The 24,784-nt window shown below is 72.7% G+C and carries 20 protein-coding genes; 9 read left to right on the plus strand and 11 right to left on the minus strand.

Annotation, left to right across the window (positions count from 1 at the left end; all coding sequences use genetic code 11):
* Positions 1 to 5: 5 nt before the first annotated feature.
* Together AB0F82_RS22760 and AB0F82_RS22765 are read right to left on the minus strand one after the other, a co-directional pair.
* Positions 6 to 1,355, minus strand: a complete 1,350-nt coding sequence (locus AB0F82_RS22760) for an MFS transporter (RefSeq protein ID WP_362630689.1) — start codon at positions 1,353 to 1,355, stop codon at positions 6 to 8.
* A gap of 205 nt (positions 1,356 to 1,560) precedes the next feature.
* The gene (locus tag AB0F82_RS22765; protein ID WP_362630691.1) at positions 1,561 to 2,421 is read right to left on the minus strand and encodes a glycosyltransferase; all 861 of its coding nucleotides are present in this window, start codon (positions 2,419 to 2,421) and stop codon (positions 1,561 to 1,563) included.
* A gap of 372 nt (positions 2,422 to 2,793) precedes the next feature.
* Here AB0F82_RS22765 and AB0F82_RS22770 point away from each other — a divergent pair, with 372 nt between their 5' ends.
* The 7 genes from AB0F82_RS22770 to AB0F82_RS22800 all read left to right on the plus strand — a co-directional run bounded on the left by AB0F82_RS22770 (position 2,794) and on the right by AB0F82_RS22800 (position 12,521).
* A complete protein-coding gene (locus tag AB0F82_RS22770; RefSeq protein WP_362630694.1) occupies positions 2,794 to 3,918 on the plus strand; it encodes a Gfo/Idh/MocA family protein in 1,125 nt (374 codons plus the stop codon).
* 109 nt (positions 3,919 to 4,027) lie between these two features.
* The gene (locus tag AB0F82_RS22775; protein WP_362630697.1) at positions 4,028 to 5,023 is read left to right on the plus strand and encodes an SDR family NAD(P)-dependent oxidoreductase; all 996 of its coding nucleotides are present in this window, start codon (positions 4,028 to 4,030) and stop codon (positions 5,021 to 5,023) included.
* Complete coding sequence (locus tag AB0F82_RS22780; protein WP_362630700.1) at positions 5,020 to 6,180, plus strand: DegT/DnrJ/EryC1/StrS family aminotransferase; 1,161 nt, start codon at positions 5,020 to 5,022, stop codon at positions 6,178 to 6,180. The genes AB0F82_RS22775 and AB0F82_RS22780 overlap by 4 nt, the downstream gene beginning before the upstream one ends.
* A complete protein-coding gene (locus AB0F82_RS22785) occupies positions 6,177 to 7,031 on the plus strand; it encodes a NeuD/PglB/VioB family sugar acetyltransferase (RefSeq protein ID WP_362630703.1) in 855 nt (284 codons plus the stop codon). Before AB0F82_RS22780 ends, AB0F82_RS22785 begins: the two co-directional genes overlap by 4 nt.
* On the plus strand, positions 7,028 to 8,143 hold the full coding sequence (locus AB0F82_RS22790) for a DegT/DnrJ/EryC1/StrS family aminotransferase (RefSeq protein WP_362630706.1): 1,116 nt from the start codon (positions 7,028 to 7,030) through the stop codon (positions 8,141 to 8,143). Before AB0F82_RS22785 ends, AB0F82_RS22790 begins: the two co-directional genes overlap by 4 nt.
* 29 nt (positions 8,144 to 8,172) lie before the next feature.
* Positions 8,173 to 11,475, plus strand: coding sequence for a DUF4082 domain-containing protein (locus tag AB0F82_RS22795; RefSeq protein WP_362630708.1), 3,303 nt, complete (start codon positions 8,173 to 8,175; stop codon positions 11,473 to 11,475).
* On the plus strand, positions 11,472 to 12,521 hold the full coding sequence (locus AB0F82_RS22800) for a glycosyltransferase (protein ID WP_362630710.1): 1,050 nt from the start codon (positions 11,472 to 11,474) through the stop codon (positions 12,519 to 12,521). The genes AB0F82_RS22795 and AB0F82_RS22800 overlap by 4 nt, the downstream gene beginning before the upstream one ends.
* Here AB0F82_RS22800 and AB0F82_RS22805 read toward each other — a convergent pair.
* Positions 12,440 to 13,216 carry a hypothetical protein gene (locus AB0F82_RS22805; RefSeq protein WP_362630713.1) on the minus strand — a complete coding sequence of 259 codons (777 nt, stop codon included), beginning with the start codon at positions 13,214 to 13,216 and terminating at the stop codon, positions 12,440 to 12,442. The genes AB0F82_RS22800 and AB0F82_RS22805 overlap by 82 nt on opposite strands.
* A gap of 62 nt (positions 13,217 to 13,278) precedes the next feature.
* Between AB0F82_RS22805 and AB0F82_RS22810 the strand changes: the two genes are divergently transcribed.
* Both AB0F82_RS22810 and AB0F82_RS22815 read left to right on the plus strand, forming a co-directional pair.
* On the plus strand, positions 13,279 to 15,309 hold the full coding sequence (locus AB0F82_RS22810) for an O-antigen ligase family protein (protein ID WP_362630716.1): 2,031 nt from the start codon (positions 13,279 to 13,281) through the stop codon (positions 15,307 to 15,309).
* Entirely contained in the window at positions 15,249 to 16,253 is a 1,005-nt protein-coding gene (locus AB0F82_RS22815) for a glycosyltransferase family 2 protein (protein ID WP_362630719.1), read from the plus strand. Before AB0F82_RS22810 ends, AB0F82_RS22815 begins: the two co-directional genes overlap by 61 nt.
* Here AB0F82_RS22815 and AB0F82_RS22820 read toward each other — a convergent pair.
* The 8 genes from AB0F82_RS22820 to AB0F82_RS22855 are packed head-to-tail and all read right to left on the minus strand — an operon-like array spanning position 16,223 to position 24,663.
* Positions 16,223 to 17,023 carry a glycosyltransferase family 2 protein gene (locus tag AB0F82_RS22820; RefSeq protein WP_362630722.1) on the minus strand — a complete coding sequence of 267 codons (801 nt, stop codon included), beginning with the start codon at positions 17,021 to 17,023 and terminating at the stop codon, positions 16,223 to 16,225. The genes AB0F82_RS22815 and AB0F82_RS22820 overlap by 31 nt on opposite strands.
* Positions 17,024 to 17,054: 31 nt before the next feature.
* A complete protein-coding gene (locus AB0F82_RS22825; RefSeq protein WP_362630725.1) occupies positions 17,055 to 18,119 on the minus strand; it encodes a hypothetical protein in 1,065 nt (354 codons plus the stop codon).
* 10 nt (positions 18,120 to 18,129) lie between these two features.
* Complete coding sequence (locus AB0F82_RS22830; protein ID WP_362630728.1) at positions 18,130 to 19,578, minus strand: lipopolysaccharide biosynthesis protein; 1,449 nt, start codon at positions 19,576 to 19,578, stop codon at positions 18,130 to 18,132.
* Positions 19,575 to 20,306: a chain length determinant protein gene (locus tag AB0F82_RS22835; protein WP_362630731.1), complete on the minus strand. Its 732-nt coding sequence runs from the start codon at positions 20,304 to 20,306 to the stop codon at positions 19,575 to 19,577. The genes AB0F82_RS22830 and AB0F82_RS22835 overlap by 4 nt, the downstream gene beginning before the upstream one ends.
* Positions 20,307 to 20,335: 29 nt before the next feature.
* Positions 20,336 to 21,466, minus strand: coding sequence for a non-hydrolyzing UDP-N-acetylglucosamine 2-epimerase (gene wecB, locus AB0F82_RS22840; protein ID WP_362630734.1), 1,131 nt, complete (start codon positions 21,464 to 21,466; stop codon positions 20,336 to 20,338).
* Positions 21,467 to 21,470: 4 nt separating this feature from the next.
* Positions 21,471 to 22,727, minus strand: coding sequence for a nucleotide sugar dehydrogenase (locus tag AB0F82_RS22845; RefSeq protein ID WP_356812610.1), 1,257 nt, complete (start codon positions 22,725 to 22,727; stop codon positions 21,471 to 21,473).
* The gene (locus AB0F82_RS22850; protein WP_362630738.1) at positions 22,727 to 23,497 is read right to left on the minus strand and encodes a WecB/TagA/CpsF family glycosyltransferase; all 771 of its coding nucleotides are present in this window, start codon (positions 23,495 to 23,497) and stop codon (positions 22,727 to 22,729) included. Before AB0F82_RS22850 ends, AB0F82_RS22845 begins: the two co-directional genes overlap by 1 nt.
* On the minus strand, positions 23,494 to 24,663 hold the full coding sequence (locus tag AB0F82_RS22855; RefSeq protein WP_362630741.1) for a hypothetical protein: 1,170 nt from the start codon (positions 24,661 to 24,663) through the stop codon (positions 23,494 to 23,496). Before AB0F82_RS22855 ends, AB0F82_RS22850 begins: the two co-directional genes overlap by 4 nt.
* Between the last annotated feature and the right edge of the window lie 121 nt (positions 24,664 to 24,784).

The raw sequence follows: 24,784 nt of genomic DNA on the forward strand, positions 1-24,784 counted from the left end.
GTTCCTCACGGGCGTCGGGCCGGGTCGGGCGGAGTGGGTGCAGCTGCCGCAGGTGCGCAGGGCGCGGGCGTGGCCGGCCGCAGCACGTAGCCGGCGACGGCCGCGCAGCAGAGCAGGCCGGCCGCGGCGGCGGCGAGGGCCGGGCCGGTGCCCCAGAGGGTCCACGCCCCGCCGAAGGCCAGCGAGCAGCCGAAGCGGGCCAGCGCCTGGCCGGTGCCGACCAGGGCCAGGCCGGTGGCGCGCAGCGACTCGGGGACGGTGGCGGCGACGGCGGCGGGCAGCACCCCGTCGGTGGCGGCGTAGAACATGCCGTGCAGGGCCAGGACCAGGTAGGGCAGGGCCGGCCAGGCGGGGGCCCACAGCAACAGCCCGTAGGCGGCGAGCAGGAGGGCGTGGCCGGTCAGGAAGACGGTGCGGCGCCCGATCCGGTCGGCGAGGGCGCCGGCCGGGACGGCCAGCAGCAGGAACACGGCGGCGGTGCCGAGCGGCAGGAGCGGGAACCACTGGTCGTCGATGCCCGTCCGGCGCTGGAGCAGCAGGTAGACGAAGGCGTCGCTGACGGTGGTGAGTCCGAGCAGGACCGCGCAGAGCGCCAGGGCCCGCAGCCGCGGCAGGCGCAGCAGGGCCGCTGCGTCGCGCAGCCGTACGGGGTCGGGCCGCTCGGGGGCGGGCGGCGCGGCGGGTGCGGCGGCCGTCCGGGGGCGGGGGGGCGGTGTGCCGCCCGCGCCGGAGGGGACGAACAGCATGAGCACGACGACGCCCAGGGCGGCGACGCAGGCGCTGACGCCGAAGACGGCGTCGTAGCCGTCGACGGCCACGCCGAGGATGAGGAAGGCGGCGAGCGGGCCGAGCAGCGCCCCGGTGGTGTCCATCGCCCGGTGCACGCCGAAGGCCCGGCCCTGTAACCGGTCGGGGGTGGAGAGGGAGATCAGCGCGTCGCGCGGGGCGGTGCGCAGGCCCTTGCCGGTGCGTTCCAGCGCGAGGACGACGCTGATCGGGCCGAGGCTGTGGGCGAGCAGCAGCAGGGGTTTGCACAGCGCGGACAGGCCGTAGCCGATGCCGGCGACCAGCTTGTGGTTGCGGACCCGGTCGGCGAGGTGGCCGCCGGTGAGCTGGACCAGGGCGCTGACGCCGTTGTAGACGCCGTCGAGCGCGCCGAACCCGAGGGGGCTCAGGCCCAGCCCCGCGATCAGGTAGAGGGGCAGGACGGCGGTGACCATCTCGGAGGAGACGTCGGTGATCAGACTGACCGTGCCCAGGGCGAGGACGGTCGGGGCGACCGCCGGCGCCCTGCCGGATCCCCGGTCCGGCGCGGTCTTCGCGCCCGCGGGCGCGGAGCGGTCCGCGAGGTACATGCTCTGGAGCTCCCCCGTGCAGACGGTCTGAGTCGTTCGGACGTGCGAGTCGATCCCGAACCCTAGTGCTTGTACGGGCCAACTGTGGTGCGTACGAGGCGATTCGGCCCTGGCGGGCGTCCTGCCGGTCAGGCCGGGCTCGCGGGCCCTGGTGCCGCACCCGGATCCGGTCCGACCTACAGGACACCCCCCGCGCACCGCTGCGTCACTGCCGGCTGCTCTCGTCCCGCAGCCAGGTGGAGAAGTCCCGGTCGCGGACGGCCCTGCGGGAGCCCCGGCGGGCGGCGAGCGCGGCCGCCGCGAACACCAGGACGGCAGGCAGCAGTTCCGGATCGGCGCGCAGCAGGGAGCGGAGGTCGGACGTTGCGGTGCGCGCCGAGGGGGCGGCGCCCGCCCCGGCCTCCCGTGCCGCCTGGAAGCGCTCGTACTCGGCGGAGGAGGTCGCCGCGCGGACCTTGCGCCGGATCAGGTCGGACCAGGTGCGCGGCGGGCGCACGACGACCCGGGCCGCCTCCACCACGCTCCGCTCCCCCGGCCCGAAGGTGAGGGAGGCGGCCAGGTCGTCGGCCATGAGCGGGGGCAGTGCGGCGATCCGCTGGTGCCCCTCCTCCGTCACGGCGATGACGCCCCGGCCGAACAGGCCCTCGCGGACGGCCGGCAGCCGCTGCCACACCCGGTAGTAGGCGCGGACCGGCCAGGCGCAGCCGGTGAGCGGGATGTCCCGGCCGGGTGCGGCGGCGAGCAGGTCCGGGTCCCCGTCGAGCGCGTCCGCCAGGGCGCGTACGTCGGCGGCCCCGAGGACGACGTCGGCGTCCACGTACAGCCGGGGGAAGCCGCGCGCATGCTCGTCCCCGACCCGAAGTGCCGTGTGTTTGGAGGGCGTCGGGATCTCCACGACGCGTACGCGGGCGCCGTGCGCGCCCGCCACCCGGGCGGTGTCGTCGCTGCAGCCGTTGCACACCACGACGATGTCGGGCCCGGACGCCGAGGAGTCGGCCAGGAGCGCGTCGAGGAGCCGGCCGATGACCCGGCCCTCGTTGTGGGCCGGTATCACGATGCTGGTCACCCGCGCAGTATGCACGCTCGAACGCCGGCTCCCGGCGATTCCGCCAACTCTGCCCGGGGGTACGCCCGGTGGACTAGATTGAGCGGCGCCGACCGGATTCGGCACGCTTCGGCGCGGCCGGCCACGGTCCGGAACCGGCAAGGGTGGTACGGCTTCGGCTGCTTGTGGGGAACGGGCGGTCGGGCCGGGGGGCGGCATACGCGATTCACGCAGAACATCGGTTGTGGGGGGCCATCACCGTCGAGCAGGTCACGCACGGGACGCGCAGGCGTCCGGCGTGCCCTCTACGACGGCGTTCCTCCTCTCACCACACGCGTCCCGGCCACGGGTTGTCGACACGCCGGTCGGCGTGCGCGGAAGGAAGGGAACGCTGTGAAGGACACCTCCAAGGACGGCGCGCAGAGCGCCGCCCAGACCGTCGGGCAGAGTGCCGGGATCTCCGGCCGGGGGTCCGCGGCACCGTTGGGCATCGCGGTGGTCGGCGCGGGCTACTGGGGACCCAATCTCGTCCGCAACTTCCAGTCCAGTCCGCAGTTCCGGCTGCGGTGGCTCTGCGATCTGGACGTCGACCGGGCACGGCAGGTGCTCGGCAGGTACTCCACGGTGCAGCCGACCTCGGACTACGCGGCGGTCCTCGCCGACCCGTCCGTCCAGGCGGTCGCCGTGGCCACCCCGGCCGGGACGCACCTGGACGTCGCGCTGGCCGCCCTGCGGGCCGGCAAGCACGTCCTCGTGGAGAAGCCGCTCGCCTCCACGTACGAGGACGGGATGCGGCTGGTGGCGGAGGCGGAGAAGCGCGGTCTCACCCTGATGTGCGACCACACCTACTGCTACACCCCGGCGGTGCGCCGGATCCGGGAGATGGTCCGCTCCGGTGAACTGGGCGAGATCCACTTCGTGGACTCGGTACGGATCAACCTCGGGCTCGTCCAGAAGGACGTCGACGTCCTGTGGGACCTGGCCCCCCACGACCTGTCGGTCCTCGACTTCATCCTCCCCGACCACGTGAAGCCGGTGGCCGTCGCCACGACCGGCGCCGATCCGATCGGGGCCGGTCAGTCCTGCGTGGCCTACCTGACCCTCCAGCTGAACACGGGCGCCATCGCGCACGTGCACGTCAACTGGCTCTCCCCGACGAAGGTGCGCACCACCATGGTCGGCGGCTCCAAGCGCACCCTGGTCTGGGACGACCTCAACCCGACCCAGCGCGTCTCGGTGTTCGACCGCGGCGTGGAGCTGAGCACCCCTCAGGAGATCGGCGCCGACGAGCGCCGCGACATGCTCGTCTCCTACCGGACCGGTGACATGGTGGCGCCCGCGATCGGCGAGAAGGAGGCGCTGCGCAGCATGGTCGAGGAGTTCGCCGACGCCATCAGGACGGGACGGCCGGCGCTGACCGACGGCCGGGCGGGCCTGAAGGTCCTGGACATCCTCGAAGCGGCCTCCCGCAGCCTGGAGTTCCGTGGCGCGGTCGTCGGACTGCGCACCGGGCGCTGACGTCCCGGATCCCTCCCGGAACACTTCCGGATCTCTCGCGGACCACCCACGGATCCCTCGCGGACCGTGCACACACGCAAGACACGACCTATTCAGTGGGAGCAGGGCGTTGAGCAGCAGCGTACGAGGCAAGAGGATTCTGGTCACCGGCGGAGCGGGCACCATCGGCTCGCACGTGGTGGACCAGCTGGTGGACAACGGGGCACGCGAGATCGTGGTGCTCGACAACTTCGTGCGGGGGCGGACCGCCAACCTGGCCCGCGCCCTGCCGAGCGGTGTCGTCGAGGTCGTCGAGGGCGACATCCGCGACGTGGCGGCGGTACGCAAGGTCACGGAGGGCGCCGACCTGGTCTTCCACCTGGCCGCCATCCGGATCACCCAGTGCGCGGAAGAGCCGCGGCTGGCGAACGAGGTGATGGTGGACGGCACGTTCAACGTGCTGGAGGCGGCGGCCGCGGCCGGAGTGGGCAAGGTGATCGCCTCGTCCTCGGCCTCGGTCTACGGACTGGCCGAGCAGTTCCCGACGACCGAGCGCCACCACCCGTACAACAACGACACGTTCTACGGTGCGGCGAAGGCCTTCAACGAGGGGATGCTGCGCAGCTTCCACTCGATGTACGGGCTCGACTACATCGCCCTGCGCTACTTCAACGTGTACGGGCCTCGGATGGACATCCACGGCCTCTACACCGAGGTGCTCATCCGCTGGATGGAGCGCATAGCCTCGGGCGAACCGCCGCTGATCCTCGGCGACGGCCTGCAGACCATGGACTTCGTCGACGTGCGCGACATCGCGCGCGCCAACCTGCTGGCCGCCGAATCGGACCTGACCGACGAGGTGTTCAACGTCGCGAGCGGGTCCGAGACGAGCCTGCTGGAGCTGGCGAACGGCCTGCTGGAGGCCATGGGCGCGGACGGCCTGATGCCCGAGCACGGCCCGGCCCGGGCCGTGAACGGCGTGACCCGCCGCCTGGCGGACACCGCGCGGGCCTCGGAGCGGCTCGGCTTCACGGCCGGCATCGACCTGCGCACCGGGCTGCGGGACCTGGTGCAGTGGTGGCGCGCCGAGCGTGCCGCCGACGCGGCCGCACAGGCGGGCCGATGACCGCCCCCGCCCCGGCCGCCGCGCAGGCGCGGATCCCCGTGATGGTGCCCTGGCTGGGCGAGGAGGAGGCGAAGGCGGCGGCCGACGCGGTGCTCTCCGGCTGGGTCGCCCAGGGTCCCCGGGTCGCCGCGTTCGAGCGGGCCTTCGCGGAGCGGGTGGGCGCCGAGCACGGCATCGCCGTCAGCTCGTGCACCACCGCCCTGCACCTGGCCCTGGTCGCGCTGGACCTCGGACCGGGTGACGAGGTGGTCGTCCCGTCCCTGTCGTTCATCGCCACCGCCAACGCCGTGCGCCACGTGGGCGCCCGGCCGGTGTTCGCCGACGTCGAGGAGGCCACCGGCAATCTGACCCCGGCCACCGTGGACGCGGTTCGCACCCCCCGTACGAAGGCGGTGCTCGCCGTCCACCAGGGCGGGGTGCCGGCGGACGTGCACGCACTGCGCGCGGCGTGCGCCGAATGGGACGTGGCGCTGGTGGAGGACGCCGCCTGCGGTATCGGCGCGACGGTCGGCGGGAAGTCCGTCGGCCACGGGGCGCTCCTCGCCGCCTGGTCCTTCCACCCCCGCAAGGTGATCACCACCGGCGAGGGCGGCATGGTGACGACGGACGACGCACAGTGGGCGGAGCGGCTGCGCCGGCTGCGCGAGCACGGGATGAACGTGTCCGCCGCGCAGCGTCACGCGAGCAGCAAGCCGATCGTCGAGAGCTACCTGGAGGTCGGCTACAACTACCGGATGACCGACATCCAGGCCGCGGTCGGCCTGGTGCAGCTCGGCAAGCTGGACGAGATCGTGGCCCGGCGGCGCGCGCTCGCCGCCCGGTACGCGGAGCTGTTGCGGGAGGTCCCCGGTCTCCGCCCGGTCCGCGATCCCGTACACGGTCAGGGCAACTTCCAGTCGTACTGGGTGCTGCTGGCCGAGGATTTTCCCGTCGGCCGGGACGAGCTGCTCGCGGTGCTCTCCGAGGCCGGGATCTCGGCCCGGCGCGGGATCATGGCCTCCCACCTGGAGCCGGCGTACGAGGGCCACGGCGCGGCCGCGCTGCCGGTGACCGAGCGGATCAGCCGTGACTCGCTGATCCTCCCGCTGTTCCACACCATGACCGGGGCGCAGCAGGACCGGGTGGTGGCCGTGTTGCGGGAACAGGCGGGCGGATGAGCGCTCCGGTGACCGAGGACCTGCTGATCGTCGGAGCGGGCGGCTTCGCGCGGGAGACCGCGCAGGCCGTACGGGACGTGGCCGCGGCCGACGTGGCGCGCTGCCGTCCTCCCCGCTGGCGGTCGGCCGGGCACCTCGACGACGATCCGGCGCTGCACGGCCGGGAGGTCGACGGGGTCCCGGTGCTGGGCGGCTGCGAGCTGGTCCACGAGCTGCCGGCCGCCCGGGTGGTGGTCTGCGTGGGCAGTCCGCGCGACTACGCCGTACGGGCCCGCCTGGTGCGGCGCCTGGGGCTGCCGGCGGACCGGTACGCGACGGTGGTGCACCCCACGGCGGCGGTGTCGGCGTCCTCGGTGCTCGGCGCGGGCTCGGTGCTGCTGGCGCACTGCGTGCTGACGGCCTCCGTCCGGGTCGGGTCCCACGTGGCGGTCATGCCGCAAGTGGTCCTCACGCACGACGACACGGTCGAGGACTTCGCCACGCTCGCCTCCGGCGTACGCCTGGGCGGCGGGGTGCGGGTCGGGCGCGGCGCGTACGTGGGGGCGGGGGCGCTGGTCCGGGAGTACGCCGCGATCGGCGCCTGGTCGCTGACCGGCATGGGCAGCACCGTCCTCGCGGACGTTCCCGCCGGGGAGGTGTGGGCCGGCAGCCCGGCCCGCCCGCTGCGGCCGGCGGGGGCCCCGGCCCTCGCCGAACTGGCGGCCGGGCCAGGGGCATCCGGCGGGTCCGCCGCGGGCGCACCCGCGCAGGAGGCGCCGGTGCCCGCCGGGGCAGCGGCGCACGGCACGGAAGACGGCGCCGGCCCGAACGGCCCGCGGCCTCAGACACGGATGGAGAGTCCCGTCGCATGAACCAGATACCGCTCGTCGACCTGAAGGCCGCGCACGCCGAGGTCGCCGAGGAATTGAGGGCCGGCTTCGACCGGGTGCTCGCGGACACCGCCTTCATCGGGGGCGCCGAGGTCCGGGCCTTCGAGAACGAGTACGCCGACTTCGCCGGGGTCCGGCACTGTGTGGGGGTCGCCAACGGCACCGACGCCCTCGAACTGGCGCTGCGGGCGAGCGGTGTCGGCGTGGGTGACGAGGTGGTGCTGCCCGCCAACACCTTCATCGCGACGGCGGGCGCCGTCGCCCGGATCGGCGCCCGGCCGGTGCTGGTCGACTGCCTGCCCGACACCCTGCTGATGGATCCGCAGGCCGCGCTGGACGCGGTCGGGCCGGCGACCCGCGCGGTGGTGCCCGTCCACCTGTACGGGCAGTGCGCGGCCGCCGCGGAGCTGGCGGGCCGGCTTCCGGCGCACGTCAAGGTCGTCGAGGACGCGGCGCAGAGCCAGGGCGCGACCCGGGACGGCCGCTCCCCCGGCAGCGGGGGGATCGCCGCGACCAGCTTCTACCCGGGCAAGAACCTCGGGGCGTACGGGGACGCGGGCGCGGTGGTGACCGACGACCAGGAGAGCGCCGATCTGGTCCGGGCGCTCGCCAACCACGGCGGGGTCGCCAAGTACCGCCACGACGTGGCCGGTTTCAACAGCCGGCTGGACGGTCTGCAGGCCGTGGTCCTGCGGGCCAAGCTGGCCCGGCTGGCGGAGGGGAACGCTGCCCGCCGGACCGCCGCCGCCCGCTACGACGGGCTGCTGGGCGGGCTCGCCGCCGCCGGACGGGTCACCCTGCCGGTCACCGCGGAGGGCAACGTCCACGTCTGGCACCTGTACGTCGTACGGGTCGGCGGTGCCGACCGCGACACGGTGGTCGGCAAGCTCAACGCCGAGGGGATCGGCGCGGGCGTGCACTACCCGGCCCCGGTCCACCTCACCCCGGCCTTCGCCCACCTCGGGCACGGGCGCGGGGCCTTTCCGCACGCCGAGCGGGCCGCGGACCTGATGCTCTCCCTGCCCCTCTTCCCGCAGATCACCGCCGCCCAGCAGCAGCGGGTCGTGGACGCGCTCTCCGACGCCCTGCGCTGACACGTGCAGACGTACACAATGAGGTCCAGATGAACAAACGGACAAAGTTGCTCCGTTACGGTCTCTTCACCGTGGTGGCGGCCCTGATGGCCACGGTCCTGCCTCCGGCCTCCGTGGCCGCGGCGGCCGATCCCTGCGGTCCCACGACGAACGCGATCGTCTGCGAGAACTCCAAGCCGGGCACCCCGATGGAGGAGTGGTTCGCGCCGAGCGCCTACGGCGACATCAAGGGGTTCCCGGCCCAGACGAGCGTCCAGGCGGGCGACACCCTGCAGTTCAAGATCCAGTCGCCGACGCCGTACAAGGTGTCGGTGTACCGCCTCGGCCACTACGGCGGCACCGGAGCCCGGCTGGTGTCGACCGCGGCGCAGGCCGCCCAGACGTATCCGGCGAACTTCGCGCCCGGCGGGAACCCGGCCACCTGCACCACCAAGGCCTCCACCGGCCTGGTGGACTGCGGCAACTGGCCGGTCACCGCGACGTGGTCCGTGCCGGCCGACGCCGTCTCCGGGCTCTACGTGGCCAACTTCGACCAGGCCGACGGCAACGGCGTGATGCCGTACCCGTTCGTCGTCCGCAAGGACGACAGCCACTCCGACATCGTGGTGCAGACCAGCGACCAGACCTGGCAGGCGTACAACAACTACGGCGGCCAGGACCTCTACGACGGGGGCGGGCCCGCGCCCGACGGGCGGGCCTACGAGGTCAGCTACAACCGGCCCATGGACATCGGCGGGGACAACGGGATCTACGGTTCCGAGTTCCAGATGGTGGCGTGGCTGGAGCGCAACGGCTACGACGTGAGCTACATGTCCGGGATCGACATGTCGGTGCGCGGCGCGACCCTGCTGTCCCACCACAAGGTCTTCATGTCCTCCGGGCACGACGAGTACTGGACCCAGGACCAGTTCACCAACGCACTCAACGCGCGCCGGGCCGGGCAGCACCAGACGTACTTCGCGGGCAACGAGATCTTCTGGAAGACCCGGCTCGCCCCGAGCATCGACGGCGCGAACACCGCCAACCGGACGCTGGTCTCGTACAAGGAGACCAAACTGTCCTTCCCCCAGCCGAACGGCATCCCCGACCCGAGCGGGATCTGGACGGGCACCTTCATGGACCCGGCCGGCGCGGCGGGCGGCCGGCCCTTCCAGCCGCAGAACCAGCTGACCGGCTCGATGTTCAGCGTCAACGGCTACCGCAGCGACGCGATCACCGTGCCGGGCACCTTCGCCAAGCAGCGCCTGTGGCGCAACACCTCCGTCGCGAACCTCACTCCTTCGCAGACCGCCACGTTCCCGCAGGGCACGCTCGGCTACGAGTGGGACAGCGACGTGGAGAACGCCAGCCGTCCGGCCGGGCAGATCCAGATGTCGTCCACGACGGTCGACATCGAGGACGGCAAACTCCTGAAGGACTACGGCAACACCTACGGCAACGGCACCGCGACGCACAGCCTGGTGGCGTTCCGCGACCAGACCTCGCACGCGCTGGTGTTCGGCGCGGGCACGGTGCAGTGGTCCTGGGGTCTGACCAACATGCCCACCTCCAACCCGGACGACACCGTGGTCACCGCCGACAAGCGGATGCAGCAGGCCACGGTGAACGTGTTCGCCGACATGGGCGTCCAGCCCAAGTCCCTGCAGAGCGACCTGGTCGCCTCGACCGCCTCCACGGACACGGTGGGCCCCGGCATCACTGTCACCAGCCCGGCGGCGAACGCCACCGTGCCGGCCCTGCGGCCGGTGACCGTCACCGGTACGGCGACCGACACCGGCGGCGGCGTAGTGGCCCGGGTCGAGGTGTCCACCGACGGCGGGACCACGTGGAAGGCGACCACCGGCCTGGCGAACTGGAGCTACACGTGGACGCCGACCACCCCGGGCCCCGTGCAGATCAAGGTGCGCGCGGTCGACGACAGCGTCAACATCGGCGCGACCACCACTGTCCCGCTGACCGTCGGGCCGCAGCAGTGCCCCTGCACCGTGTGGCCCGCCGCGGCCGTGCCCGGCACCGTCAACGCCGGTGACGGCAGCGCCGTCGAACTCGGTGTGAAGATCCGCTCCTCGGTGGCCGGCTCGATCACCGGCGTCCGGTTCTACAAGTCCCCCGCCAACACCGGGACCCACACCGGCAGCCTGTGGAGCAGCACCGGCCAGCGCCTGGCCACGGGCACCTTCACCAACGAGACGGCGTCCGGCTGGCAGCAGCTGAACTTCTCCAGCCCGGTGCCGATCAAGCCCAACACCACCTACGTCGCCTCCTACTTCGCACCGAACGGCGGCTATTCCTTCGACAACACCTTCGCCGCCGCCGACGCGGGCCTGGCCCCGCTCACGGCCCTGAAGAACGGAACCGACGGCGGCAACGGCGTCTACCGCTACAGCGGGACGGGCGGGTTCCCGAACAAGGCCTCGTCCGGCAGCAACTACTGGGTGGACGCGGTGCTGGACACCTCCGGCGCGAGTACGACCCCGCCCACCGTCACCGGTACCTCCCCGCAGTCCGCCGCGACCGGTACGCAGATCACGGCGGCGGTGACGGCCACCTTCAGTACGGCCGTCGACGCGGAGACGCTCACCTTCACCGTGAAGGACGCGGGCGGCGCCACCGTCCCGGGCAGCAAGGTCCTCGGCGCGTCGAACAGCGCGACCTTCACCCCGTCCTCCGAACTGGCCCTGAACACCACCTACACGGCGTCCGTCCGGGTGTCCGACCTGTGGGGCAACGCCATGACCGGGCCGGTCACGTGGAACTTCACGACCAGCGCGAGCCCTCCGGTGGTGAACTGCCCCTGCGCCCTGTGGAACGGCACCGCGGCGCCGAGCACCGCCAACGTGGGCGACGACGCCAACTCGGTGGAGCTGGGCACCCGCTTCCAGTCGGCGGTGAACGGCTACATCACCGGTGTCACCTTCTACAAGGGCCCCGGCAACACCGGTACCCACACGGGCAGCCTGTGGTCCTCCTCCGGCACCCTGCTGGCCACCGGCACCTTCGGCAGCGAGACCCTGTCCGGCTGGCAGCAGCTGCAGTTCGCAACACCGGTGCCGATCACGGCGGGCACCACGTACGTGGCCTCCTACCACGCACCGAACGGCAACTACTCGGTCGACGGCGGCTACTTCTCCGGCGCCCACCGCTCCTACCCGCTGGTGGCCCCGGCCGACGCGCCCGGGAGCGCCAACGGGCTCTACAAGTACGGCTCCGCCACGGTCTTCCCGTCGAACACCTACGGTTCGGTGAACTACTGGGTCGGTCCGGTCTTCACCACGACCCCGCCGAACTCCCCGCAGTCCACGGACGGTTCCACGGAGGTGTCCGGCCAGTGAGCACGGTCAGCGTGGTGATCCCCTGCTACAAGTACGGCCACTTCCTGGCCGACTGCGTCAAGAGCGTCCTGGACGAGCAGGAGGGCGTCGACGTCCGGGTGCTGATCATCGACGACGCCTCGCCCGACGACTCCGCGGACGTGGCGCGCGCGCTGGCGGCGGCCGACCCGAGGATCGAGGTACGGGTCCACGAGCGCAACCAGGGGCACATCGCGACCTACAACGAGGGTCTGCTGGAGTGGGCCGACGGGGACTACGTCGCCCTGCTCTCGGCCGACGACCGGCTGGTCCCCGGGGCCCTCGTGCGCGCCGCGGCCCTGCTCGACGCCCATCCGGAGGCCGGCTTCGCCTATGGCAGGCCGCTGCGCTTCCGGCACGGCGGTCCGCTGCCCCAGGCCCGTACCCGGTCCGCCGGGTCGGTGGTCTACCCCGGGCGGTGGTGGCTGGACCGGCGGTTCCGGGAGGGCACCGGCTGCATCACCTCGCCCGAGGTGGTCGTCCGTACCAGTCTCCAGCGCAAGGTCGGGGGCTACGATCCGGAGCTGCCGCACGCCGGTGACATCGAGATGTGGATGCGGCTCGCGGCGCACGCCGACGTGGGCTACGTCCGCGGAGCCGACCAGGCCTTCTACCGCATCCACGGCGACAACATGTCCACCACGGACTTCGGCGGGCAGCTCGACGACCTGCGCCAGCGCCTGGTCGCCTTCGACTCGGTGCTCGTCAAGTGCGGCGATCTGCTCCCGGGGGCGGACCGGCTGGCGGTCGCGGCGCGCACCCGGCTCGCCCGGTACGCGCTGCGGCGCGCCTACCGGGCCTACGACCGGGGGCGGACCGCCGTGGTGCCGGTCGACGAGCTCGTGGAGTTCGCGGCCGAGTGCCTGCCGGACGGCTACACGTCGCTGGCCGAGTACCGGGCGCTGCTCAGGCGCCGGCGGATCGGTCCGCGCGTGATGCCCTACCTTCAGCCGCTGGTGCTGTCGGCCGTGGCCGACCGGGGGCGCGAGTGGCTGTGGTGGCGGTCCTGGAAGCGCCGAGGGATCTGATGACCCGTCTCCACCGCTTCCAGCGGCGGCTCCTGCGGACCGGCGCCGGCGCTCTCGCGCCGGCGCCGGTCCCGGCGTGTCAGGAGCCGGTCGGTCCACAGGGCCACCGCCACACCGGCGACCGCGGCCACCAGGGCCACACCGGCGAGGGCCCGCATCCGGTCGCCGGTCCGCGCGACGGCGTGCGGCTGCACCAGCAGGTCCACGCTCATCCGTGCCGCGTCCGGGATGCCCTGCTGCGTCTGGAGGTCGGTCAGGTGCCGGGTGTAGACCTCGATGATCTTCCGTACGGAGGCGTCGGCCACGTCGGGGTCGGAGTGCTCGACCTGGATCTGCAGCGAGGGAATCAGGTGGCGCGGGGTGACGCTGGTGCCGCTGTTGCGCGGTGTCATCCGATAGGTGCCGGCGACTCCCGCCGCCCGGAGCTCGTCCGCTCCCGCGGGCGAGTCCAGCTGCTGCACCACCGCATAGGAGACGGCGGCGAGCGGCGGCTGGAGGTTCGCGAGCTGGTTGGGCTGCCGGCTGGTCACCGGCGGCTTGAGCACCACGATCGCGGAGCTGAGGTGGACCGGCTGGGGCCGCAGCACCGCCGCCGCTCCGACGGCCGCGAGCAGCACCGCCACGACCAGGACGTACCAGCGCCGGCGCAGCGCTCGGACCAACTCACCAGGCGACACGGGGATCCTTTCCTTCATGTCCGATCCTTGCAGGACCCGGGTAGGTCCGCCATCAGATCCGTTACCCGGCAGGGGTGTTCGTGAGCATTCGTGAATTGGGCGCGGTGCTGCGGCGGCGCTGGTACGTGATGCTTCCGGCGATCGTGCTCAGCCTGCTGGCGGCGCTCCACCTGTACCGGTCGGTGCCGGTGGCGTACCAGTCGCAGAGTTCGGTGGCACTGCTCGACTCCTCGGCGGCGGCCAAGCTGCCGCCGGCCTTCGGCAATCCCATCTCCAACGCGGGCGGCGCCCTGGTGGTGACCGCGGACGTGCTGATCAGGACGCTGTCGGGGGCGGACGCCGCCCGTGAGCTGCACAGCCTGGGCGTGAGCGATCCCTATACCGTCGGGTTCGCCGCGAACACCTCGGGGCCGCTGCTGACGCTGACGGTCACGGGCACCGACCGGGAGAAGGTGCTGGAGGAGACCAACCTGCTGACGGGCTTCGCCGGGGAGCAGCTCAACGCGCTGCAGGCGGCAGCCAAGGTGCAGCCCGCGTACATGGTGCAGACCGCGCCGGTGGTGCTGCCGCAGACCCCGGTGCCGCAGCTCAAGAGCCGCTACCAGCAGGTGCTGGGGGTCCTCATCCTCGGTGTCGGCGGCGGGTTCGTCCTCTCCTTCGTGGCGGACGCGCTGTCGGCGGCCCGCCGGCGCAGGCGCGAGAGGGCCGCCGAGGCCGCCGGCGCATCGGGCCGGGCCGGGCGCCGCAGGTCGCGGGGCCGCCATGTGGACGCCACCGCGCTGCTCACCGGGTATCTGGCGCTGGCCTTCTTCATCCCGTCGAACCTGACGCTGCCGGGCCTGGGCGGGGTGGGGACCCCGGCCAACGTGTTCGCCCTGCTGGCCCTGTTCTGGTATCTGGCGACCTGGCTCGCCGGCCGGATCCGGCCGGCGGCCGGGACCCGGCTGCCGCGGGTGGCGATGTGGCTGCTGGCCGTGTCGGTGCTGGCCTCCTACATCGCGAACGCGGGCCGCGGCAGCGTGCGCAAGGAGCTGCTCGGTGCGGACCGCGGCCTGATCGCCCTGCTGGTGTGGGTGTCGCTGGTGGTGCTGGTCACCGCCGGGATCCAGGACCGGGCGCGCCTGGACGTACTGATGCGCCGGGCCGTGGTGATGGGGACGATCGTGGCGGCCGTCGGGTTCTACGACTTCTTCACCGCGACCAACATCGCCGACAGCATCAGCATCCCGGGACTGGCCTCGGGCGTCCCCCAGATCACGACCCTGGACCGCGGGGCGTTCACCCGTCCCCGGTCCACGACGGCGCAGCCGCTGGAGTTCGGCGGGATGCTGGCGCTGCTGCTGCCCTTCGCCGTGCAGCAGGCCTTCGATCCGGTACGGCGCCACCTGAAGGCCTGGCGCCGCTGGGCGCCGGTGGCGCTGATGGGCGGGGCACTGCCGCTGACGGTGTCGCGCACCTCGATCATCGGGGCGCTGATCGTGATCCTGGTGATGGTGCCGCGCTGGAAACCGCAGCGGCGGTGGACCGCGATCGGTGTGCTGGTGGGAGCGGTCGCCTGTTTCAAGGTGATCATTCCGGGGCTGATCGGCACCATCACCGCCCTGTTCGCGTCCTTCCTGTCGAACTCCGACAGCAGTACCCAGGCCCGGACCGTGAAGTACAGCGCGATCGTCCCGTACCTGGACGAGCGCCCCCTGTTCGGGCGCGGGCTGGGCACGTTCATTCCCGAGCTCTACTTCTTCACCGACAACCAGTACATGCTGACCCTGGCCGAGATGGGGTTCCTGGGGCTGCTCGCGCTCGTGTTCCTCTTCCTCACCGGCATCCACCAGGGCGGGGCGATCCGCCGGCTGGCGGTCGGCGAGTCCGACCGGGAGCTGGGGCAGGCGTTCTTCGCCTCCGCGGTCGTCGCCCTGGTCGTCAGCGCCACGTTCGACGCACTCAGCTTCCCGATGTTCGCCGGGATGTTCTTCCTGACGATCGCCGCCGGAGGCAGTTACCTCGGCTTCATCCGGCGCGCGGCGCCGAAGCCCCGATCCGTGGAGTTCCCATGTCTTCCCGCCGATCAGCGTCTCCCGAGTCCCTCCCCGGCTCCGGCTCCGGTCCGGTAGCGGTCCTCGTCGTCACCTGGAACAGTGCGGAGGTCCTGCCGGAGTTCCTCGCCTCGCTGCCGGAGGGCATGGCCGGGCTCGACTGGCGTCTCGTCGTCGCCGACAACGACTCCGCCGACGACACGGTGGAGGTGGTGCGCTCGCTGGCCCCGGACGCGACGGTCGTCCGTACCGGGCGCAACGCCGGGTACGCGGCCGGGGTGAACGCCGCGCTGGCGGCCGCCGCCGGGTGGGAGGGCGGCTTCCGGGCCGCCCTGGTGAGCAATCCGGACGTCCGGATGCGGCGTGGCTGCGCCAAGGTGCTCGTGGACGCGCTCGGCGCGCCGCAGCCCGGCGGCGGCCGGGTCGGGATCAGCGTCCCACTGCTGTACGAGGAGGACGGCCGGACGCTCCTGCACTCGCTGCGCCGCGAGTCCAGCGTGCCCCGGGCACTGGGCGAGGCGGTGATCGGCAACCGCCGGGCGGGGCGCTTCCCGCGCTGGAGCGAGCTGGTCACCGATCCGGCCGCGTACGAGCGGGAGACGGTGGCGGACTGGGCGACGGGGGCGCTGATGGCCCTGTCCGGGGAGTGCCTGGCCGCGTGCGGGGCCTGGGACGAGTCGTTCTTCCTGTACTCGGAGGAGACCGAGTACTGTCTGCGGGCCCGGGACCGCGGTTTCGTGACCCGGCTGGAGCCGTCGGCCTCGGCCACCCACCTGGGCGGGGACTCCCGGGTGTCGCCGCGGCTGTGGACGCTGCTGACGGTCAACCGGGTCCGGCTCTACCGGCGCCGCCACGGCCTTGCGGCCACCACCGCCTTCCGGGCGGCCGTGCTGCTGCGGGAGTCCTCCCGCGCGGCCCTGGGCCGGCCGGCGAGCCTGGCGGCCGCCCGCGCGCTGGCCGGCCGGCCGGCCCTGCGCGCCGCGCCCGGTCCTCAGCCGGCCGGGCCGTCCCACGCGGTGTAGAAGCTTCCTGGGTTGACCAGGTAGCGGACGGTGGGGCGGGGCAGGTGGCGTACTTCGTGGCGGCGGGCGTAGCGGCGGATGAGCTCCCAGTCCTCGCGGGGCAGCACCTCGGGGGTGCGCCGCAGCCGGCTGAAGTGCAGGGCCCGGCTGCGGCGGGCCACGAAGGCGTTGGTGTCCAGGAAGGCCTCGTGGGCGGCGCGGCGGCGGTCGAAGGGGACGGACAGGACGTCGCGTTCGGTGCCGTCGGGCAGCACCCTGCGCAGCGCGGTGTAGACGGCGTCGGGTCCGCCGGCCGCGTCCAGGCAGGTCAGGGCCTGCTCCAGGTGGTCAGGCTCCCACAGGTTGTCGTCGTCGAGGAAGGCCACGTACCGGGAGCGGGTGAGCCGGATGCCCACGTTGCGCACGACTCCGGCGGTCGCCGTGTTGCGGGTCAGGGAGACCGCGAACAGGCTTGGGTGCGAAGGCAGTTCGGGCAGGCCGGCGCCGTCGTCGACGACGATGACCACCTGGTCGGTGACGGTCTGCGCCAGGGCGGAGCGGACCGCCGCGCGCAGCGCGTCGGGGCGCCGGTGGGTGGCGATCACGGTGGCGACCCGGGCGGCCGGGGGCCGGCCCAGGAGGGCCGCGAGGCGGGTGGTCTCGGTGTCCTCGAAGCGCCGCAGCCGTACGGCGGAGGGCAGGAGCAGGAGTTTGTTGCGGGCCTCGAAGAGCACCAGCCAGCCGAAGGCCCGCTTCAGCAGTTCCCAGGGGGCCCGGACGATACGGCGCATCGTGGAATCTCCGTGGTGGTGGGGTGGGGTGTCAGGGGGCGGGTTCCACCGGGCGGCCGTCGGACATGCGGTTGTCCTTCCACACGTTCCCGGAGCCGCCGGGGTTCCAGGCGGTGACGGGGCCGTAGGCGCCACTGGCCGGGTGGTACTGGGTGGAGAAGACGTTGCCGGTGACCCGGATGCCGGTGGCGCCCGGGCCTCCGCCGTAGAGCGCGTACGCTCCGCCGGCCAGCCAGTTGTCCTCGACGATGACGGAGGAGACGACGCCGGTGTCGGCGAAGAGGCCCACGGCTGCGGTGGCGCCCTTGTCCACGGGGGTGGCGTTGAGCAGGGTGTTGTGCCGGACGGTCAGCCGGCCCTTGTTGCCGCCGCCGCTGATGACGGCGTCGGTGTGCTGCCATTCGCCGCCCTGGTTGCGGAAGGCGACGAGGTCGTGGACGTAGTTGTCGTGCAGGTCGCCCTGGCCCATGGACAGGGCGTTGCCGAACACCGAGATGTCGCACCAGCCGACCTCGATGGAGCTGCCGCCCATGTTCGACACGGCGTAGTTGACGCCTCCGTTGTCGGGGCCCTGGCCCGGTACGGCGGTGATGGTGGTGTGCAGGACCTTCAGCCCGCTGAAGCCGGGGCGCAGGTTGATCCCCCACCAGTTGGTGGAGGTGATCTTGCTGTCGACGACGGTGACGTCGTCGGCGTAGATGTCGAGCGAGCCGCGGATGTCCCAGCCCTTGATGACCGTGCCGTCCTTCTTGACCGACAGGTTGCCGGTGTCGTGCCGCTCCAGGCCGATCCGCGGGCCGGTGCTGTTCGCGTCGGGGTATCCGCAGGCCCCGGGTGAGGTGCAGGCGGTGGCGGAGGGGGCGGGGGACGGTCCGCCCGCTCCCGGCGAGGGCGGCGGTGAGGCCGTGGCCGAGGGGCTCGGCGTGCCGCCGGTGGCGGGCACCGGCGTCGCGGGGGCAGCGCCCGTCGGTGTCGCGGAGGGGGCGGCCTTCGGATCGCTCACCCCGGTGCGGTCGGCGTCGTACAGGGTGAGGACGACGGCCAGGACCACTCCGGCGAGCAGCCACGCCCCCAGGCGCCTTCGGTTGCCTGTCATGGCCGGTCGCCTATCCTCGGAGCGTTTTTCGGGCGGGCAGGAGGCATGCGGCGTAGCACAGGGTGCCTGCGGTCGCGGTCGCGAGGAGCGCGGGCACGGAGTCGCCGAGGGAGCGTTGCAGGAGGAGGAGCACGGCGGTCATCACGGCGCCGCCGAGCAGCGGCAGGGCGCAGGCCCGTACGAGGGTGCCCAGGCGGATGCCGCCGCGGTGCAGTGCGAGGAGGAACACCGGGACCACGACGGCGCAGGCGACGGCGACGTGTCCCTGTGCCACACCGGTGATCCCGCCGCCGCGGGCGCCGATCACGAGGGCCGGGATCAGGACGAGCAGCCACAGGCCCTGCACTCCGATGAGCGAGCGGCGCCGGCCGGTGGCCACCAGGCAGTCGTAGGCGAGTTCGCAGCCGATGCGGACGAGGCCGAGTGCCATCAGCCAGGGCAGGGGGCCGGCCGCGGGCAGCCAGCGTTCGCCGTAGACGAGCTCGATGACGGGTGCGGCGAGGGAGGCCAGCAGGACGCAAGGCGGGACGGTGGCCGCCGTCACCACGCCGAGGGCGCGGGCGAAGCCGGCGGCCAGCGCCTGCGGTGAGTCGGCCAGTCGGGAGAAGCCGGCGAAGGAGACGCGGCGGGCGGCTTCGGAGACGACGCGGACGGGCCAGCCGGAGATGTTGAAGGCGAGTACGTAGAAGCCGAGGGCGAGGGGGTCCAGGGTGGAGCCCACCACCATGGTGTCCACGTTGACCACGCCGAGCGCGAGCATGCTGGCTCCGGCGAGCGGGAGGCCGAACTTCAGCAGGGCGCGGGCCTGTTCCCTGTCCCAGCCGAACGTCAGGGTGCCGGGCGCGGCGAGGCAGCAGCCGATGAGGGCGGCCACGTTGCCGACGACGGATCCCCAGGCGAAGCTCATCGCCCCCCAGCCCTGGACGGCGAGCATCAGGGTCACCGCGGTGCTGAGGACGAAGTTGAGCGCGTCGACGGCCATCCGCCGGCCCTGCGCGAACTCCCGGGTGAGGAAGCCGGCCGGGACCTGGGACAGTCCGTCGAGGACCACGCACAGGCACATGACCCGCAGGACCCCGGACGCCTCGGGCGAGCCGAGGACGTCGGCGACGGCCGGGGCGGTCGCGAACAGCACCGCGTAGAGCAGGCAGCTGGAGGCGGCGCTGAGGGTGAGGACGGTGGGCGCGAAGCGGCGCGGGTCGCCCTCCCAGCGGACGATGGCGAGGGAGACGCCGAGTTCGTTCGCGGAGAGCAGGACGAGCAGGACGGTCTGAGCGATCCCGTACACGCCCCAGGCCTCGGGCCCGAGGAAGTAGCGGGCGAGGACGATGCCGGTCGCGAAGTTGCCGAGGCGCATGACGACCGTGTTGATCAGGCTCCACTTGGCCGCGGAGCCGACCCTGCGTCCCAGGGAGGGCTCCGCCGGGGTGGTCTGCGTGCTGGTACCGGTGTCGGTCACGGCGAACCCGCCCCGCCGGGGCCGACCGTGCGCAGTGCCATGGTCTCGTCGGTGGCGACGGGTGTCGTGGCGGCGGGTACGGCGGGGGCGGCCGGCGTCCCGGCCGGGGCCGGGCGGTCCTTCGCGCGCGGGGTGCGCCGCCGGGCCTCCACGAAGAAGGTGGCGACCAGGGTGAGGACGAAGCCGAGCGCGCCCGCCATCACGATGTACTGGAGCCGGGTCTTGGTCTGCGCCTGCGGTTTCTGCGGGGGCACGATGGTCGCCATCCGGATCATGGCCTCGGGGGCGACGGACTGTTGGGTCTGGAACTCCTTGAGCCTCTTGTCGGCGTAGGAGGCGAGGAGTTGGTCGGACGTGAGGACGGCTGCCGGGTCGGTGCCGGTGACGGTCAGCCACATGAAGGGGCCCTGGGCGTTGTCGGCGATCTTCACCTCGTGCTTGCCGGTGACGCCGAGGGCCTTGAGGTCGGCTTTGGCGCCGTCCGAGTTGAGGTTGCGGGCGAGGCCGTCGGCCATGCCGGTGAGCGAGGCCTGCGTGCTGAGAAAGGGGTTGCCGTCGAAGGCCTCGGTGGCCTTCGCCGAGTTGAGCAGCGTCACGGTGCTCTGCGACTGGTACTCCACCGGGATCAGCAGGTGCACGGCGGTGGTCAGTGCCGCTGTCAGCAGCAGTCCGGGCAGCAGCACGTACCAGCGCCTGCGCATGACCCGCCCTATCTCGGCGAGATCCATGGTCTTCCCCCTTGTTGCGGATGTTCCGGCTACTGCGGTCCGTGCCCGGCGGCCGGCACGAGGTCGGTGGGTCTGGGCCGGGGGCGGGCGGGCCCGCCGTCGAGGAGGACGGCGGCGATGCGCTCGCCGGCGCGGCCGTCCCACAGTGCGGGGCAGCGCGGCGCGGGCGGATCGTCGAGCACCTTGTCCACGGTGGCGACGATCCGGTCGGGATCGGTACCGGCCAGGACGTTGGTGCCCTCCACCACGGTGATGGGACGCTCGGTGTTCTCCCTCAGGGTCACGCAGGGCACGCCCAGGGCGGTGGTCTCCTCCTGGACGCCCCCGGAGTCGGTGAGCACCAGCCGGGCGGAGTCCTGCAGGGCGATGAAGTCGAGGTACCCGGCGGCCGGGACGAGCCGGATGCCGTCGGGGACGCCCAGTTCGGCCAGCCGCTGCGCGGCCCGCGGGTGCACGGGCAGCAGCAGCGGACAGCGGCCGGCGATCTCGCCGAGGGCCTTGAGCAGGCCGCGCAGCGCGCCGGGGTCGTCCACGTTGGCCGGCCGGTGCAGGGTGACCAGGCCGTACCCGCCGCGGGTGAGCCCGTGGCGGGTGAGGACGTCCGACTGCCGGGCCCGGTCCAGGTTGGCGAGGAGCGTGTCGATCATGACGTTGCCGACGACGTGGATCTGGTCCTCGCGGTAGCCCTCCGCGCGCAGGTTGGCCGCGGCGTCGGGTGAGGGGGCCAGCAGGTAGTCGCTGACCCGGTCGGTGGCGACCCGGTTGACCTCCTCGGGCATGCTCCAGTCGCGGCTGCGCAGGCCGGCTTCCACGTGGGCCAGCAGCGGGCCGGCCTTCGCGGTCACCAGGGCGCAGGCGAGGGTGGAGTTGATGTCCCCGACCACCACCACCGCGTCGGGCGCCAGTTCTTCGACGAGCGGCTCGAAGGCGGCCATCACCCGGCCGGTCTGCTGGGCGTGACTGCCCGATCCGGCGCCCAGGTACCGGTCGGGCGGGCGGATGCCGAGGTCGCGGAAGAAGACGTCGTTCATGGACTCGTCGTAGTGCTGTCCGGTGTGGACGAGGACCACCTCGGCGCCGCGGCGCTCCAGTGCGTCCATCACCGGTTTGATCTTCATGTAGTTGGGGCGCGCCCCGGCGACGCAGACGATCCTGGTCATGGGTTCAGAGCACCTCCACCTTCGGGCCGGTCATGCGGTTGCGGGTGTCGAGGACGAAGGAGGCGTGTTCGGTGATCATCGGGTAGTCGAAGGAGTCGTGGTCGGTGAGGAGGACGACGACGTCGGCGGCCGCCAGTTCCTTGCGGGTCGCTTCGACGCGGGCGAGGCGTGCGTCGACCTTGACGCTCTCCACCACGTGCGGGTCGACGGCGCGGACCTTGGCGCCCATGTCGAGGAGCAGTTCGGCGATGCGTACGGCGGGCGACTCGCGCGCGTCGCCGGTGTTCTTCTTGTATGCGAGGCCGAGCAGCAGGACGCGGGAGCCGTTGACGGAGCGGCGCTTGGCGTTGAGGGCGTCGATCACGCGGCGGGTGACGTATTCGGGCATGTGGTTGTTGATGTCGTTGGCGAGTTCGACGAAGCGGAAGTTCTGGCCGAGTTCGCGCTGGACGCGCCAGTTCAGGTACGACGGGTCGATGGGCAGGCAGTGTCCGCCGACGCCCGGTCCCGGGGTGAACTTCATGAAGCCGAAGGGCTTGCTGGACGCGGCCTCGATGGACTGCCAGACGTCGATGTCGAGGTGGCGGGCGAACATGGCGATCTCGTTGACGAGGGCGATGTTCACGTGCCGGAAGGTGTTCTCCAGCAGTTTCGCCAGCTCGGCCTCCTTGGGCGAGCGCACGGGCACGGTGGTGTCGACGAGCTGTCCGTAGAAGGCCTCGACGGCCTTCAGGGAGGCGGCGTCGACCCCGGAGACGACCTTCGGCGTCTGCTGGAAGCCCCAGACGGTGTTGCCCGGGTCGATCCGCTCCGGGCTGTAGCCCAGGTGGAAGTCGGCACCGGCGGTGAGGCCGGAGCCGTCCTCCAGGATCGGGGCGAACAGTTCCTCGGTGGTGCCCGGGTAGGTGGTGGACTCCAGGATCACGGTCGCGCCCGGGCGCAGGAAGCGGGCCAGGGTGTGGGCCGACTCCTCGATGTAGCGCAGGTCGGGGGCCCCGTCCTGCAAGGGGGTGGGGACGGTGACGACGGCGACGTCGAATCCGCCGCAATCCCGGGCGAGTTCGCTGGGCCGGTAGGTGCCGCGCTCCAGGGCGCGGGCGAGGCGTTCGGAGGAGACGTCCTCCACGTACGACTCTCCGGCGGCGAGGCTCTTGACCCGCAGCGCGTCCACGTCGTAGCCGATCACCTGGTGGCCGACCTCGGCGGCCCGGACGGCCAGCGGAAGGCCTACGTATCCCTGTCCCACGACGACGACGCGCATCAGCAGTGACTCCTGTTCGCGGAACCGGCGGACGGGGTGCGGTGGATGAGCTCCCGGACCGTCATGGCGAGGAATGCGGCATTGGTGGTGAGGTAGCGCTTGCCGAGGCGGCGCGGCTCCTGGAGGGTGCGGTAGAACCATTCGAGGCCCATCCGCTGCCAGGCCAGGGGGGCCCGCTTGGTGATGCCGGCGAGGATGTCGAAGGAGCCTCCGACGCCGTGGACGACGTGGGCGCCGGTGCGCTTGCCGTAGCCGGCGGTGAAGATCTCCTTCTTGGGCGAGGTCATGCCGAGGAACAGCAGGCGGGCGCCGCTGTCGGCGACGGAGTCGGCGATCCCCTCCTGTTCGCAGTCGCCGAAGTAGCCGTTGCGGCTGCCCGCGACCCGCAGTTTCGGGAAGCGTTCGGAGATCTGCCCGAGCATCATCTCCAGCACCTCCTGCTGGGCTCCGAGGAGGTAGACGGGGATGTCCGCCACCTCGGCCGCCGCGAGCAGGCGCATGAACAGGTCGATGCCCGCGACGCGTTCGGGCAGCCGGACGCCCAGGACGCGGCCCGCCCAGACCACGGCCTGGCCGTCGGCCAGGACGAGGTCGCAGCCGGCGACCGCTTCGGCGAGGGCCGGGTCGCGCCGCATGTTGACCAGCTTGGCGGCGTTGACCATGCCGATCTCGATCTGCTCCCCGCGCCGTACGGCGTCGAGGCAGCGCTGCACGGTCTCGTCCATGGTCAGGGGGTCGAGCGTGACCCCGAAGAGGGTGGTACGGCTCATCTCTGCGGCCCCCCGAGCCAGGCGAACAGCATCCAGCCGAACTCGTACGGGCGGCACTCCCGATCCACCCACCGCGGGCGGAAGAGCACGTCCAGGGGTGCGAGCCGGACGTGCGGGGCGAGGCGGGTGGTGAGCCCGCGGGCGGCCCGGACGGCCTTCTTGGGGTCACCGCGGTAGACCTTGCGCCAGGTGACGCCGAGGTCCTCGCGGATCATCGGCTCGCGCGGGGTTCCGGCGGGCCCGGCGAGTTCGGGCACCGCCGTCATCCAGCGCAGTCCCTGGCGGATCGCCGCGGTGAAGTCCGTGCCGCCCGCTTCGGCCAGGTCGAACAGGGCGGTCGGGGCCATCGCGTGCTGGTGGACGCTGTAGACGGGGTAGCCCTCGATCACGGCGCCCTCGCGGGCGTCGTAGTGCCACCACCACTGTCCGCCGTCGCCCTGGAGGTCGACGATGCGGGCGGCGCAGGCGTCGGCGGCCGCGAGGGCCTCGGGGTCGGCGCCGCTCGTGTGCAGCCGGGCCAGCGCCTGCAGCGGATAGGTCTGGTCGGCGAAGCAGGCCACGTGCGAGCGGTAGCCGGGCAGCAGTCCCGGGCCGGTGGCGTGCGCGAACAGCGGGCCGCTGCCGGTCCTGGCCGTCAGCAGGCGGGCGCGGGCGTCCGCGAGGCGTTCCTCCACGTCCACCGCGGCGCGTGCGGCCGCGAGGGCGGAGAGCACCCAGGCCGCCTCGACGGTGTACCGGGGCCGGCCGGGCGGGTCCAGGGCGGCGACCCGGTCGAGGGCGTCGGACAGTTTCGGGTGGCCGGTCTCGGCGGCGGCCCAGGCGACGAGCGCCGCGTCGCCGAGGTTCACCACCCCGGGCAGCCGTTCCACCAGCAGTCCGGTGAACTCCTCGGCGGAGCGTCCGCCGAACAGGGCGCGCTGGCGGTCCTCCGGCAGGAACCGGGCGCCCAGTGCGGTGATGGCCGCGTACCGGGTGCTGGTCCCGCGCGGTTCCAGGCGTCGGGTGCCCTCGGGCGAGACCGCCGCGGCCCTGGTGAAGGCGAAGGTCTCGGCCTCGGGCAGATACATGGCGGGCAGACCCGCCTCGGCCAGCCCGAGCAGCCGCTGCGCCAGTACGTGCAGCTTCGGGTCCTCTTCGGCCAGTGCTGCTAATCGTGTGGTGGTCATCGGGTCCCCACCCCGACTCCCCGGGTGCCGCTCGCACCCCGCATGTCCGAGCTCTTCGGCTCCAACACACCTACCCCCTCTGATCGCTCCTCGGACGGACCTGGCGGTCGTCATTCCGCGG

The organism is Streptomyces virginiae (genome assembly GCF_040638905.1).
Taxonomy (GTDB): Bacteria; Actinomycetota; Actinomycetes; order Streptomycetales; family Streptomycetaceae; genus Streptomyces; species Streptomyces virginiae_B.

Bases quoted from the DNA above. Each gene is read 5' to 3' on its own strand.
- AB0F82_RS22760 (WP_362630689.1), bottom strand. From the start codon at position 1,355: ATGTACCTCGCGGACCGCTCCGCGCCCGCGGGCGCGAAGACCGCGCCG.
- AB0F82_RS22780 (WP_362630700.1), top strand. From the start codon at position 5,020: ATGACCGCCCCCGCCCCGGCCGCCGCGCAGGCGCGGATCCCCGTGATG.
- AB0F82_RS22785 (WP_362630703.1), top strand. From the start codon at position 6,177: ATGAGCGCTCCGGTGACCGAGGACCTGCTGATCGTCGGAGCGGGCGGC.
- AB0F82_RS22790 (WP_362630706.1), top strand. From the start codon at position 7,028: ATGAACCAGATACCGCTCGTCGACCTGAAGGCCGCGCACGCCGAGGTC.
- AB0F82_RS22795 (WP_362630708.1), top strand. From the start codon at position 8,173: ATGAACAAACGGACAAAGTTGCTCCGTTACGGTCTCTTCACCGTGGTG.
- AB0F82_RS22805 (WP_362630713.1), bottom strand. From the start codon at position 13,216: ATGAAGGAAAGGATCCCCGTGTCGCCTGGTGAGTTGGTCCGAGCGCTG.
- AB0F82_RS22815 (WP_362630719.1), top strand. From the start codon at position 15,249: ATGTCTTCCCGCCGATCAGCGTCTCCCGAGTCCCTCCCCGGCTCCGGC.
- AB0F82_RS22820 (WP_362630722.1), bottom strand. From the start codon at position 17,023: ATGCGCCGTATCGTCCGGGCCCCCTGGGAACTGCTGAAGCGGGCCTTC.
- AB0F82_RS22825 (WP_362630725.1), bottom strand. From the start codon at position 18,119: ATGACAGGCAACCGAAGGCGCCTGGGGGCGTGGCTGCTCGCCGGAGTG.
- AB0F82_RS22835 (WP_362630731.1), bottom strand. From the start codon at position 20,306: ATGGATCTCGCCGAGATAGGGCGGGTCATGCGCAGGCGCTGGTACGTG.
- wecB (WP_362630734.1), bottom strand. From the start codon at position 21,466: ATGACCAGGATCGTCTGCGTCGCCGGGGCGCGCCCCAACTACATGAAG.
- AB0F82_RS22845 (WP_356812610.1), bottom strand. From the start codon at position 22,727: ATGCGCGTCGTCGTCGTGGGACAGGGATACGTAGGCCTTCCGCTGGCC.
- AB0F82_RS22850 (WP_362630738.1), bottom strand. From the start codon at position 23,497: ATGAGCCGTACCACCCTCTTCGGGGTCACGCTCGACCCCCTGACCATG.
- AB0F82_RS22855 (WP_362630741.1), bottom strand. From the start codon at position 24,663: ATGACCACCACACGATTAGCAGCACTGGCCGAAGAGGACCCGAAGCTG.